At 42.7% G+C, this 12,014-nt stretch carries 15 protein-coding genes; 12 read left to right on the forward strand and 3 right to left on the reverse strand.

What is annotated here, in order from left to right; genetic code table 11:
- The first annotated feature begins 70 nt into the window (after positions 1–70).
- From rpe to I6E61_RS10180, 4 genes are all read left to right on the forward strand, one after another.
- Positions 71–760: a ribulose-phosphate 3-epimerase gene (gene rpe / locus I6E61_RS10165; protein WP_197134183.1), complete on the forward strand. Its 690-nt coding sequence runs from the start codon at positions 71–73 to the stop codon at positions 758–760.
- 140 nt (positions 761–900) lie between these two features.
- Positions 901–1,257: a hypothetical protein gene (locus I6E61_RS10170; protein ID WP_197134186.1), complete on the forward strand. Its 357-nt coding sequence runs from the start codon at positions 901–903 to the stop codon at positions 1,255–1,257.
- A gap of 120 nt (positions 1,258–1,377) precedes the next feature.
- The gene (locus I6E61_RS10175) at positions 1,378–1,689 is read left to right on the forward strand and encodes a hypothetical protein (RefSeq protein ID WP_197134189.1); all 312 of its coding nucleotides are present in this window, start codon (positions 1,378–1,380) and stop codon (positions 1,687–1,689) included.
- Between the two features lie 185 nt (positions 1,690–1,874).
- On the forward strand, positions 1,875–2,186 hold the full coding sequence (locus I6E61_RS10180; RefSeq protein WP_110923263.1) for a hypothetical protein: 312 nt from the start codon (positions 1,875–1,877) through the stop codon (positions 2,184–2,186).
- Positions 2,187–2,296: 110 nt separating this feature from the next.
- Here I6E61_RS10180 and rpmG read toward each other — a convergent pair whose 3' ends face one another.
- On the reverse strand, positions 2,297–2,452 hold the full coding sequence (gene rpmG, locus I6E61_RS10185) for a 50S ribosomal protein L33 (RefSeq protein WP_010201403.1): 156 nt from the start codon (positions 2,450–2,452) through the stop codon (positions 2,297–2,299).
- A 133-nt stretch (positions 2,453–2,585) separates the two neighbouring features.
- Positions 2,586–2,822 carry a 50S ribosomal protein L28 gene (rpmB, locus tag I6E61_RS10190; protein WP_194364745.1) on the reverse strand — a complete coding sequence of 79 codons (237 nt, stop codon included), beginning with the start codon at positions 2,820–2,822 and terminating at the stop codon, positions 2,586–2,588.
- 455 nt (positions 2,823–3,277) lie between these two features.
- On the opposite strand from rpmB, the gene purU reads away from it, so the two are divergent.
- Positions 3,278–4,210, forward strand: a complete 933-nt coding sequence (purU, locus tag I6E61_RS10195) for a formyltetrahydrofolate deformylase (RefSeq protein WP_227685787.1) — start codon at positions 3,278–3,280, stop codon at positions 4,208–4,210.
- 90 nt (positions 4,211–4,300) lie between these two features.
- On the opposite strand, the gene I6E61_RS10200 is transcribed toward purU, so the two are convergent.
- Positions 4,301–5,113: an inner membrane protein YpjD gene (locus I6E61_RS10200; protein WP_197134205.1), complete on the reverse strand. Its 813-nt coding sequence runs from the start codon at positions 5,111–5,113 to the stop codon at positions 4,301–4,303.
- Between the two features lie 362 nt (positions 5,114–5,475).
- On the opposite strand from I6E61_RS10200, the gene ffh reads away from it, so the two are divergent.
- The 7 genes from ffh to I6E61_RS10235 all read left to right on the forward strand — a co-directional run bounded on the left by ffh (position 5,476) and on the right by I6E61_RS10235 (position 11,968).
- A complete protein-coding gene (gene ffh / locus I6E61_RS10205) occupies positions 5,476–7,026 on the forward strand; it encodes a signal recognition particle protein (protein WP_197134208.1) in 1,551 nt (516 codons plus the stop codon).
- Positions 7,027–7,376: 350 nt separating this feature from the next.
- On the forward strand, positions 7,377–8,069 hold the full coding sequence (tsaB, locus tag I6E61_RS10210; RefSeq protein ID WP_197134687.1) for a tRNA (adenosine(37)-N6)-threonylcarbamoyltransferase complex dimerization subunit type 1 TsaB: 693 nt from the start codon (positions 7,377–7,379) through the stop codon (positions 8,067–8,069).
- Positions 8,070–8,158: 89 nt separating this feature from the next.
- Positions 8,159–9,001: an undecaprenyl-diphosphate phosphatase gene (locus tag I6E61_RS10215; protein WP_197134211.1), complete on the forward strand. Its 843-nt coding sequence runs from the start codon at positions 8,159–8,161 to the stop codon at positions 8,999–9,001.
- A gap of 49 nt (positions 9,002–9,050) precedes the next feature.
- Positions 9,051–9,950, forward strand: a complete 900-nt coding sequence (locus I6E61_RS10220; protein ID WP_197134214.1) for a class I SAM-dependent methyltransferase — start codon at positions 9,051–9,053, stop codon at positions 9,948–9,950.
- A 93-nt stretch (positions 9,951–10,043) separates the two neighbouring features.
- Entirely contained in the window at positions 10,044–10,286 is a 243-nt protein-coding gene (locus tag I6E61_RS10225) for a hypothetical protein (RefSeq protein WP_197134217.1), read from the forward strand.
- A gap of 94 nt (positions 10,287–10,380) precedes the next feature.
- Positions 10,381–11,298, forward strand: a complete 918-nt coding sequence (ubiA, locus tag I6E61_RS10230; RefSeq protein ID WP_197134220.1) for a 4-hydroxybenzoate octaprenyltransferase — start codon at positions 10,381–10,383, stop codon at positions 11,296–11,298.
- Positions 11,291–11,968 carry a DUF4112 domain-containing protein gene (locus I6E61_RS10235; protein ID WP_197134223.1) on the forward strand — a complete coding sequence of 226 codons (678 nt, stop codon included), beginning with the start codon at positions 11,291–11,293 and terminating at the stop codon, positions 11,966–11,968. The genes ubiA and I6E61_RS10235 overlap by 8 nt, the downstream gene beginning before the upstream one ends.
- The last annotated feature ends 46 nt before the right edge of the window (positions 11,969–12,014 follow it).

The following is a 12,014-nucleotide window of genomic DNA, read 5'->3' on the forward strand; positions in this document are numbered from 1 at the left end:
CGTAAGCTTCTTTCTATTTTATTAATACTTTATTAATACTTTATTTATACATCAATTAGGTAGCTCAATTATGATTAGTCCTTCTAAGCCATATCTTATTGCACCATCGATACTCTCAGCTGATTTTGCACGTTTAGGCGAAGAAGTCGAAAAGGTATTAGAGTCGGGTGCCGATGTAATTCATTTTGATGTGATGGACAATCATTACGTACCCAATTTAACGTTTGGTAGTATGATTTGTAAGGCGCTGCGTGATTATGGCATTGATGCACCTATCGATGTACATCTGATGGTATCTCCTGTTGATAGTATGATTGAGCAGTTTTTGGAAGCGGGTGCGAGTGTGATTACTTTCCATCCAGAGGCCAGTGGACACATTGATCGTTCATTGCAGTTGATTAAAGATGGTGGTGCCGAATGTGGTCTGGTATTGAACCCAGCGACGCCATTACATTATTTAGACTATGTTATGGACAAAGTGGATCAAATTCTACTGATGAGTGTCAATCCTGGCTACGGTGGACAGTCATTTATTGAAGGTACTCTAGACAAGGTGCGCCAAGTTCGTCAGCGTATTATCACCAGTGGTCGAGACATTAGATTAGAAGTTGACGGTGGTGTCAAAGCCAGTAATATTCGTGCGATAGCTGAGGCGGGCGCTGATATGTTCGTTGCAGGTTCTGCGATATTTAACCAAGAAGACTATAAGGCTGCTATCGACGCCATGCGTGTAGAGCTCGCATTGGCCAACAACTGTTAATAGTTGCTAATAGCTGTCAATAACTGCTATATCGTGTGATAGCGAAATTGACCTAATACTACTGGGTTAAGAAAGCTTTAAAATGTGCTGCATAACTTATAATGATGCCTAACAGCAAGTTCCGTAAAGGTAGGTGAAATATGGACACAAAAAATTCAATCAACTCGTCAGTGTCACCTGAACCAGTGGCAAGGACAGCGCAGCAACGTAGCTTAGTTCCGAAAGGTATCACTATTGGCCTAGCGGTGTTTGCGCTCGTTCTCAGTCTAGCAGGTTATGGTTTTCGTTTAATGGTGGGCGATGATGTCGGAGAAGTAGTGCGCCATGCAGCGGTAATCGTACCTACCTTTGTGCTTGGCATTCCGCTATTCTTTTGGCTTGGCTCACGCTTGATCAATAAAGTTAAAGGTATGCATATTGAGACGAGAAATGCGTTGACGCTAGGCTGGTTGACAGCCTGTGTGTCGATGCTATGGTTGATGGGCACTTATAGTTAAAGGCTTTAGCAGCAAGGACGATGCTACTTAATAAATGTAGCGTTATCATATTTTTACAAGCTATTTTCTATACACTTTTAATCATGAAGTCATGCTCTATAAGTATGACTGGGATTTTACATGCGAATCATACCGGCCAGTATTGCCAACATTATTTATCCAAAAGATTTACCAAATGGTTTGTTTACGAGCTTAATTATAGCGTGTTTGCTATTGGGCTTGGCTTCGTTACGTAATGGCACGGATTTACAAGGTTGGCTAAATGTCATCGAAAACTGGCTACTTATGCTGTTGATACTGCCTACCGCGACTGCCACCGTTGCACTACCGTTCAAATATCGTGATCGCACGCTTGAGCTAAAGCTAGTCTATTATCTTGGTATGTTCGTGGCCTTCTTATTTACGCTAGGAAAGCTGCGTTACTGGCATTAATTTTATGAGTGATATTTCATTTAAGTAATCATCTATATAGAAGACTTATGTGACAGCCCTTGAATTTCAAGGTGAAAGCGTCCATTGTATGAGTAAGACAGTTTTACCCGTATTACTGTAAAACGATAATGTGGCTATATGCGATTTTTTTGCCAGTATTGGACGGGATAATAAGGAGCAAATTCATGCCATACGATATCGATAACGATATAGAAGTAGATAACGAGAGTACCGATCAATTTGCAGGATTTGCTAAAGAAACCACGCTCGAGCTAGTAGAAGCTGACGATGGTAGGTTATTGTTACGTGATGCTGAGCAAGACGAAGCACCACTGATGACCATTGATTTTTCTGAAAAACTCAAAGAGCTGCTTGGTAGTGATACTCAAGCGATTGGTCAGCATATGATTCATGCAGCGATTCAGGTTATTATGCAAAAGCAGATGAGTCAATGGCATGCACATGTCTATGACAAAGAGCCAACGCACTATAGCTGATAAGTGATTTGGCTAGTAGCCAATGACAGTTAATTAATCAAAACGAAAAAAAGGGTTTATCAATTGATAAACCCTTTTTTTTCAGATAACACCATTAATTAAAATGGTAATTATTTGATTTTAGCTTCTTTAAAGATCACATGCTGGCGTACTTTTGGATCAAACTTTTTGATTTCCATTTTGCCAGGCATAGTGCGCTTGTTTTTAGTAGTGGTGTAGTAATACCCAGTACCAGCTGTTGATACTAACTTAATTTTATCTCTCATGATAGCTTTCCTGTAAATGAGGGGTCTTCAAACGATAGGTACGGATCTAAAATATTAAGTAGCTACATAAGATGTAGCAGAAAAGCAGCCCAACTGCTGAAAATTATCAACATATCAAGCTGCAAGTCTTAACTTAAACTTTTTGACCTTGTGCGCGCATATCCGCTAACACTTTATCGATACCAAGTTTGTCAATAGTGCGCATACCTTTGGTAGACACACGTAGACGTACAAAACGATTTTCAGACTCTACCCAAAAACGATGGTGATGAAGGTTTGGTAGAAAGCGACGACGGGTTTTGTTGTTTGCGTGCGAAACATTATTACCCACCATAGGGCGCTTTCCAGTCACTTGGCAAACTCGAGACATGGCGAACTCCTAATCTATGAGGTATGAGTTTTTCTCATACCAGTCTGGGCAAGTTGCACGTTTTTGCGGCATGGACACAGCAAGCGGCAGCTTTGCACCAAACAAAACTATATGAATGTTGAGTTGATATTACTGTTATCTAAAGGCAAATAACAAGCATACCAATTCAGAAAATTTTAAAGCCGACATTTATACCATAAAAGAGATGAATACTCAAATATTTTTATGATTATTGTTGGTTTAAAGGGTGGTTATTATACCCTGAAATGAGCGGTCTATGTTGTTGATTGTTTAATAGTAAAGATTAATTTTCACTTGAGGTTATTTTGTATCAGTTATTATAAAAAATCATCAACTCAGTCAGCAAAGACTCGCAAAAAAGACTAAAATAGCCAGTTTCCTATGCTGCTAGCATTTGAACCTAGTAGCGAGTTTTATTTTTAATTGGGCTTACTATGTCAGACACTACAAAAACTGTTTCATCATCGAGTATACAGTCGAGTACCACTTCTACAAATACAGCAGCTCCAGTTGCTATCGATACCGCGACATTGCTGATTAAATGCAAAGATCAGGCAGGCATCGTACAAGCCGTATCTGAGTTTATACATCGCTATGGTGCCAATATCATTACTCTCGATCAGTATTCAACTGCCCATGAAGGCGGTCAGTATTTTATGCGCCTAGAGTTTGCTTTAGCAGGACTGAGCGATATTATTGATAATTTTGAAGCCAGTTTTGGTCATACGGTAGCCAAGCGCCACAATATGGAGTGGCGACTACACAATAATGCGATTAAAACTAAGGTCGGCATTTTGGTGTCGAAGTTTGATCATGCATTATTAGATTTGTTATGGCGCCACCAGCGCGGTCTTCTTGATTGCGAGATTACCTCTGTCGTCAGCAACCATCTAGACCTGAGTCAATCGGTAGAAAACTTTGGTATTGCTTTCCATCATGTACCAGTGACTAAGAATAATAAAGCTGAAGCAGAAGAGCAGATTCATAAATTGATGGCAGGCAATGACTTGCTCGTATTGGCGCGTTATATGCAGATATTATCGTCTGACTTTGTGAAGCGTTGGCCGATGCAAGTTATTAACATTCATCATTCATTCCTACCAGCCTTTGTGGGTGCAGACCCTTATCGTCAAGCCTATGATAAAGGCGTGAAGCTGATCGGTGCAACGGCGCATTATGTCACTGCTGAACTGGATCAAGGGCCTATTATAGAGCAAGATGTGCATCGTGTGACGCATCGTCAAGGTGTGACAGAACTGCGCGCTATTGGCCGTGATATCGAGCGTAATGTACTGGCGCGCGCTGTGAACTGGCATGTGCAAAATCGTGTGATTGTGGCAGGTAACAAGACCGTGGTTTTTAACTAAAAGAATCGAGTAGAAGACTTATCTCATACGATGGCAGTCGGCAGCACTAATTATTGCTGTCGACCATGATGCCTTTGCTGATTTTAACTTTTATAGCAGCATCTCTAAAACAAACTTGCTACCGACAAAACCAATGGCCAGTAGGATAAAGGCATAAATGGTAATGTTGGCAGCACGTTTACCACGCCACCCTGCGCGCCAACTACCAAATAGTAGCGTGCCAAATAGCAACCATGAGAGCAGGCTAAAGACGGTCTTATGGACAATGTGCTGCGCCATCAAGTCTTGTACATAGACAAAACCAATGCCTAGCGCAATACTGAGCAAGACAAAGCCCACCAAAAGCATATCGAATAATAAGCTTTCCATACTTTGTAGTGAGGGGAGTTTGTTGACCCAAAATCGATGAATCGTATGATGCTTTAGCTCGCGGATTTGTAGGCGTAAAAATAGCGCTTGCACCGCTGCCATCAGCAGCACACAATAGGCGGCGAGAGAGAGCAATATATGAGCCTCAAGTCCGATACTGATATCAGTGATGGGCTGATAAGGAGCACGTCCAACATAACCAATGGTCATGCCCATGAGTGCCGTTGGCGCTGCTAAGATGCCAAGGCTAATGATGGGGCGATAGAGACTAAAGAGCATATAGAAAAACAAGAAAAACAAACTAGTCAGGCTAATGGTATTAAATAGATTAAAATTTAAACCATAAAGGGTTACGACGTAGGGATAGAGCAGTACTGCGTGCGCGATCATGCCAGCCGTCAATAAACTCAAGCTGATGTCTTTGCGAATAGGTTTACTTCGAGTCAGCGCCCAACCGATGTAAATGCTGACTAAGATATAAGCTAGGCTAGCAAGTAAGAATGCAAGGTGCACAGACATAAAGCCTCGTCTCATACTGAGTGAAAATAGCCGCTCAGGTGAATGCTAAAGTGGTATTATTGGAATGATTAGAATAATTATCCAATTTATCATAAAATGGCAGCCAATTGAGTACCATCTTGCGTATTCCTTATAAATGTTTAGCCAGAGTAAGTTAAATAGAATAATAGCCCTAAATGATATATTTAGGAGCGAACGATTTTGCAAAAACCCTATAAGTTTTGACCCTGCTTGATGCTATAGTATTGATAATACAATTTTTATAGGGCATTTTTAGAGGATGTGAGCCAATAGCTAATACCTCATAATGTACCCTAATATTATTTATAAGCCATTCAAATGGTTTAACCGAGAATTATTTTAACTGAGAGTTATTTATGTTTGATACCTTAACAGAACGCTTATCGTCGAGCCTGCGCAATATCGTGGGTACTGGACAGCTGACCGAAGACAACATCAAAGACACTATGCGTGAAGTGCGCATGGCGCTACTGGAAGCTGATGTGGCGTTACCTGTCACTCGCGACTTTGTTAAGCGTGTTAAAGAGCAAGCACTTGGTGCTGAAGTCCTAAAAGAGCTAGCGCCAGGACAAGCTTTTGTCAAAATCGTCCATGACGAACTGACTGAGATGATGGGCAGTGCCAATCAGCAGCTAGAGATGACGGGTAAGCCACCTGTTGTTTATTTGCTTGCAGGGTTGCAAGGTGCAGGTAAAACCACTACCGCTGGTAAGTTGGCTAAGTTTTTACAAGAGCGTCATAAGAAAAAAGTCATGTTGGTTTCAGCTGACGTCTATCGGCCAGCCGCCATCAAGCAGCTTGAGCAAGTAGCAGGTCAGGTTAACGCCAAATTTGTGAATTCAAGCGCTGACGAAAACCCAATCGATATTGCGCTGCGTGCTATCGAAGAAGCTAAAATCCAATATCAAGATATTTTGATTATCGATACTGCTGGTCGTCTACATATTGATGACACGATGATGGATGAAATTAAGGCGCTAACAGCTGCCGTCAATCCATCTGAGACACTGTTTGTCGTTGATGCGATGACAGGTCAAGATGCTGCAAATACCGCCAAAGCCTTCAATGATGCGTTGCCGTTGACGGGTGTTATTCTGACCAAAACGGATGGTGATGCACGCGGTGGTGCGGCACTTTCTGTACGTGCGATCACAGGTAAGCCGATTAAGTTTTTAGGTCGCGGTGAGAAGTTAGATGAGTTAGAACTGTTCCACCCTGAACGTATTGCTCAGCGTATTCTTGGTATGGGTGATGTACTGAGTTTGGTGGAAGAAGTCGAGCAAAAAATCGACCGTGATAAAGCCGAAAAAATGGCGAAAAAGATGCAAAAGGGCGGCGAGTTCGACCTTGAGGATCTCTTGACGCAGTTCCAGCAAATGAAAAGTATGGGCGGCATGGCAGGATTTTTAGATAAGATGCCAGGCATGGGCGGCTCTGACATGCAAAAAGCAGTCGAAGATGCCAAGCCAGAAGAAAAAGTGCGTGAAATGGAAGCGTTAATCAATTCTATGACACCATTTGAGCGTAAAAATCCCGATAAGATTAACCCAAGCCGTAAGCGCCGTATTGCTGCGGGCTCTGGTCGCGAGATTCAAGATGTCAATCGCTTGCTCAAGCAACATAAGCAAATGGCAAAAATGATGAAAATGATCTCCAAGCCTGAAGGCATCAGTAAAATGATGAAATCTATGCAAGGACTGATGGGCGGCGGCGGAGCAGGTGGCGGCGGCGGTGGCCCACTATTCGGTGGCGGTGGTCAGCAAAGCGGCGCAAAGGATGTGAATCCAGAGCAAATGGCAAAACAGATGGGTCTTGATCCAAATAATATGCCGAGCACCGAAGAGATGCAAAAGCAGATGCAGGAAATGCAGAATCAAGCGCCGAAAAAGTTTAAAACGCGCTTTTAAACAATATAGTCAATCCTTTATAAAAGAGCTACAGCGTTAACCTCGCTTGAGGTATCACATATACATCTGTACTCGGTTGCCTTGTATCTCTTTTAAACTGAATCAACTATAGCTGACTGTACTGTCTATGACTTTCTGATGGAAACCTCAAAACTGATATGGTTTTGAGGTTTTTTCTTTTTCTTTAATTCAATTCAGCGCTCATGGATAAAGTATGGAAAACGCAGAAAGTAATAAAATTCGTCAGCCCTAAATGCTATGATAGGCGCTATTTTATGAAGCTAGCACGCTTTTATAATATTCAGTTATCAAGTTACTTTAAAATGCCCAGACTATAAGCCGAGGTTATGATGTTTTTAGCAATGGATACCGTGTTTGATCAGTGCTCAATCGCAATTTTGGATTCGAATGGTCAGGTGCTATCGAGTCATACCGAGACTGGTAAACGTCAGCAGACTCAGCAGATTTTGCCAATGATTGATGCGGCCTTATATGAAGCGCAGTTAAAGCTTGTTGATATACAGGCATTAACATTCAATCGAGGTCCTGGTGCATTTAGTGGTATTAGAATCAATACAGCAGTGGTGCAAGCGCTATCTGTGGCACATGACATCCCTTGCGTAGGCGTATCTAGCTTGCAAGCAATTGCACAGTGTGCGTATCAGCAGTATGGTCTGACACAAGTATATAGCGCGCTTGATGCCCGTATGCAGCAAGTGTATTTTGGGCAGTATGCAGTAATCGATAGTGAAGCAGCCATTATGCAGCCAGTGCTGATTGCTGATAGTGATAGCACTGAGCAGCTATTAGATTATGACAGTCAGACTATGCTCGATATAGCCATTGTTGGTAATGGCTCAGGTCTATTAACATTGCACGATAATCAGATTTTTCATGAAGACGTGTCGCCGGATGCAGTAGTTATCGGTCAGCTCGGTATCGCCCAGTTTATAGCGGTAGGTGGGACCGAAGCATCACAAGCTTTACCGAAATACTTACGTAACCAAGCTTGGAAAACCCTTAAAGAGCAAGGTAAAGCGTAGTCAATCCCTATTATTTTTAACGCTATGTAAAATATAACAACACACTAAAAACTGTACGAACCAATAGGTCTGTATCTAGGAAAGCCACCGTGGATATCATTTTATTAATTCAAGCTGTCATCATGGGTATCGTTGAAGGTATCACTGAGTTTTTACCCATTTCTAGCACTGGCTACCTAATTTTATCAGCAGATGTGATGGGATTTTGGACCAAAGAAAAGGTCGACTTGTTTGTCGTCGTTGTGCAGCTAGGTGCTATCTTGGCCGTTATCTATGACTATTGGGGCAGACTATGGCAAGCGCTTATGGGCTTGCTAACGGGTAAAGCAGAAGGCATGACCAATCCAAGACAGCTGGGACTTAGCCTAATTGTCGCCACCATTCCTGTGATGATCGTTGGCTTTACCTTTGCCGATGAAATAAAAGCCTATTTATTCAATCCTATCGTCGTTGCGATTATGCTCATCATCGGCGGTCTGCTGATATTTTATGTAGAAAAACGCCCTAAGACGGTCATTGCAGAAGAAGCAGAAGACGTCAGTCTAAAAACTGCGCTGATGATTGGTTTGCTTCAATGTTTAGCTCTCATACCAGGTACGTCACGCTCAGGTGCGACTATTATTGGTGCGCTATGGCTTGGTGTCTCGCGCAAAGCGTCAGCAGAGTTTTCATTCTTTTTAGGTATTCCAGTTATCGTAGGCGCGGCACTATTAGATTTAATCAAACATGGTGACGTATTGACCAATAGTGAAGACTGGCTAGTATTGGGCGTTGGCACAGTCGTATCATTTATCGTTGCTTTACTCTGCATTCGCTTGCTAGTAGCATGGGTGAGCCGTCGTGACTTTACGATCTTTGCTTGGTTGCGCATTATCACTGGTATCATTGTATTGGTCGCCGCTTGGGGCTTTGGTTATCAAATGGCAGGTTAAGCCCTCACGATGATTGATGGCTTTATAAGTAGTAAAAAAGAGAGTAGTCATGAGCAGTTTGCAACAAGCTTCTAAACAGGCTAATGCCTTTATGCAGTGCCAGTTACTCTATGTGAGTGAGTCGCAACAAGACCAAGTGGATAGCTTGCAAGTATTGATAGAGCAGCACCGATTACCAATCGAATTAAAAGCTGAGTTGTCTGTCGATAAGTTGACGCAAAAACGTCGTCAGCAATTAAGCCAAATAGCCATTCAACCTATTTTGTTATTGGACGATAAAAATAAACTATCATGGCTTAGTGATGGATTGAGTGTCGCACCAGAGTGGGACAAACTGCAACGTCGTGTGGTGAGTGCAGGACGTAAGTCTGAATTGCTATTACAAGCTGCCAAACTCACATCGGATAGCTGCATCATTGATGCGACGGCGGGTTTTGGGCATGATAGCTTGATATTGGGCAGTACGGGCGCCCAAGTCATCATGCTTGAGCAGCAGCCATTGATGGCATTGCTATTATTGGTAGAGCAGCAGCGCATGAGTGCATTGCCGAATTGGCAAAAGCTGATGTCGCGTCTACAGATTATAAATACGGATGCGCTTAGTTATTTTGAAAGACTAGAAGCTGATTCAGATACTAGTGAGAGTAACGTCATCGATGTTGTCTATCTGGATCCTATGTTTCCAGAGGATAGCTATCAAGATAGCAAGACAGGCAAGGGTGCTAAAGTTGGTAAGCACATGCAGGCATTGCATCAATTGGCAAGCCCTCCAACATTGGACGAAGAATGCCAGCTGTTAATATCCGCAAAAGCGGTTGTCAGTAAGTATGAGCAGCAATCTGGGCGCGTTATCGTAAAACGATCTCAGCATGCGCCATTGTTAGCAAGCCAACAACCTAATGAAAGCTGGCATAATGAAGCAGTACGTTTTGATGGTTATTTTGTTTAGAACGCTTTAACTAGGGTATTTAGTGATGAGGATGCGCCCTAGTTAGCAGGTTTATAATCATTAAGTTTAAAAAAATGGATTTAGGAGCAAGGAATGTCAACGCTAATTATTTGGGCCATGGGTGCGGTGCTATTATTGATCAATATCATTTTGCGTACCCGAATCCTTCGGCTTGAAGCGCGTCTAAAAGAGCTGAGCAATCCACAAGAGCAATTGGCATTTTTGCGTCAGCAAGCAGTAAAGAAAGATAAGATTCCGGCGATTAAAGCGTTACGCAAACAGTATCCTGAGCTGTCACTAATCGAAGCCAATCGATTATGGCAACAAGTTCAGTAGCCAGTAGTCAGTTCATTAAGTAGTCATTCTAGTCGCTCTTAGCAAAGTCTATAAGGGCGCATACAACATATTCTATTGATGATAATAAAAAGCCATGACATTTAAAGACAAATTACAGGCCTACATCCAGCTAACCCGTTTTGATAAGCCAGTGGGCATTGAGTTGCTGCTATGGCCAACATTATGGGGCGTGCTGCTGGCTGCGATGGGTCAAGCACAGCAGCAAGGAGCAACGGCAGCGCTGCCCAGTCTCAAAATATTTATAATATTTGCATTGGGCGCAATCTTTATGCGGGCAGCTGGTTGTGCCATCAATGATTTTGCTGATCGAAAAGTAGATGGCCATGTGACCCGTACCAAAGGACGCCCATTAGCGGACGGGCGTTTATCAGGTAAAGAAGCCATCGCTGCATTTTTAGTGTTGGTGTTATTAAGTGCCAGTCTGCTATTTTTCTTGCCTATTGCTGTGTTTTATTGGTCGCTTGGTGCCGTTATATTGGCGTTCATTTATCCGTTTATGAAACGCTATACACATTTGCCGCAAGTATTTTTAGCAGCAGCTTTTGGTTGGGCGATACCGATGGCTTATGTGGCGGTACAAGGTGCTCCTGACATCTGGTGTTGGTTATTGTTTTTAGCCTATATGTGCTGGACGGTAGCTTACGATACGCAGTATGCAATGGCTGACCGCGAGGACGATTTGAAAATTGGGGTAAAATCAACGGCGATACTGTTTGGCCGCTATGATGTGATTATCATCTCGCTGCTACAAACATTGTTTTTACTCATTATGGGCGTGGTCATGTGGCATTATTTTGCGCCGACTACATTGGGTGTTACGCCAATATTTGGTTTGGCGCTAGTGGCTATGATGTTTGCCAAGCAAAACAGTGCTTGTGCTAGCTACAATGCATTGGCTTGCTTTCAGGCATTTTTAGCCAATATCTGGGTAGGCCGTTACATCTTTGCTCTCATTGCGATCGCTTGTATATGGACGACATTTAATGGATAAGTTCAATAAATTGCCGAGGTTCAAAGCAAAAAGACCAACTGAGGCGAATGAGTCAGTTATAGATTATCAGGCAAGGTTGGCTGAGCATGGTCTAACACGCGAGCAAGTCATCGCGACCGAGCGTAAACTGGCAAAGTTTGCCAATACAATGGATTCGCTAGTACGGATACCGTTTACCAAACAAGGTATGGGTGCGGATGCGGCGCTTTCAACCATTCCGCTGGCAGGTGATTTGGCCGGATTAGCATTGACGAGCTACGCGTTTATATTGGGTCGTCAGTTAGGTGTGCCAGCGCATAAGATGACACCAGCAGTCAGGCTAGCACTTATTGATATGGTAGTCGGTATCGTGCCTGGTATTGGGACGCTGCTCGATATATTTATGCGTCCGAGTCGTAAGACATTGGGTATCGTGCATGAGCATCTACGTGATGAATATGGCATCACCGAAACGATGCATATGGATCGACCATTTTTGCATCAATCACTAGAAGATAGGCAACAGCAAAGTCGTTTTGGTTTTTTTTGGCGTAAGCCAATCGTCGCTTGGCTGTATTTGCATATCCCTGATATTTTAGGGTTAATCGTTATTGTGGTGATTGGTTGGGGATTATGGGCAATGATCAGTTGGTTGGTCAGCCTGTTTGGGCAAACCACTGGGTTTGGCTAAAATAAAAGAATAAGCAAAAAGGCGGCACACGTTATTATTTTAACGT

Source organism: Psychrobacter sp. NZS113, from assembly GCF_015864825.1.
In the GTDB taxonomy this organism is placed as follows: domain Bacteria; phylum Pseudomonadota; class Gammaproteobacteria; order Pseudomonadales; family Moraxellaceae; genus Psychrobacter.

What these genes read in the sequence shown, in the direction of transcription:
- rpe (WP_197134183.1), top strand. Translation starts at nt 71, where the DNA reads ATGATTAGTCCTTCTAAGCCATATCTTATTGCACCATCGATACTCTCA.
- I6E61_RS10170 (WP_197134186.1), top strand. Translation starts at nt 901, where the DNA reads ATGGACACAAAAAATTCAATCAACTCGTCAGTGTCACCTGAACCAGTG.
- I6E61_RS10175 (WP_197134189.1), top strand. Translation starts at nt 1,378, where the DNA reads ATGCGAATCATACCGGCCAGTATTGCCAACATTATTTATCCAAAAGAT.
- I6E61_RS10180 (WP_110923263.1), top strand. Translation starts at nt 1,875, where the DNA reads ATGCCATACGATATCGATAACGATATAGAAGTAGATAACGAGAGTACC.
- rpmG (WP_010201403.1), bottom strand. Translation starts at nt 2,452, where the DNA reads ATGAGAGATAAAATTAAGTTAGTATCAACAGCTGGTACTGGGTATTAC.
- rpmB (WP_194364745.1), bottom strand. Translation starts at nt 2,822, where the DNA reads ATGTCTCGAGTTTGCCAAGTGACTGGAAAGCGCCCTATGGTGGGTAAT.
- purU (WP_227685787.1), top strand. Translation starts at nt 3,278, where the DNA reads ATGTCAGACACTACAAAAACTGTTTCATCATCGAGTATACAGTCGAGT.
- I6E61_RS10200 (WP_197134205.1), bottom strand. Translation starts at nt 5,113, where the DNA reads ATGAGACGAGGCTTTATGTCTGTGCACCTTGCATTCTTACTTGCTAGC.
- ffh (WP_197134208.1), top strand. Translation starts at nt 5,476, where the DNA reads ATGTTTGATACCTTAACAGAACGCTTATCGTCGAGCCTGCGCAATATC.
- tsaB (WP_197134687.1), top strand. Translation starts at nt 7,377, where the DNA reads ATGTTTTTAGCAATGGATACCGTGTTTGATCAGTGCTCAATCGCAATT.
- I6E61_RS10220 (WP_197134214.1), top strand. Translation starts at nt 9,051, where the DNA reads ATGAGCAGTTTGCAACAAGCTTCTAAACAGGCTAATGCCTTTATGCAG.
- I6E61_RS10225 (WP_197134217.1), top strand. Translation starts at nt 10,044, where the DNA reads ATGTCAACGCTAATTATTTGGGCCATGGGTGCGGTGCTATTATTGATC.
- ubiA (WP_197134220.1), top strand. Translation starts at nt 10,381, where the DNA reads ATGACATTTAAAGACAAATTACAGGCCTACATCCAGCTAACCCGTTTT.
- I6E61_RS10235 (WP_197134223.1), top strand. Translation starts at nt 11,291, where the DNA reads ATGGATAAGTTCAATAAATTGCCGAGGTTCAAAGCAAAAAGACCAACT.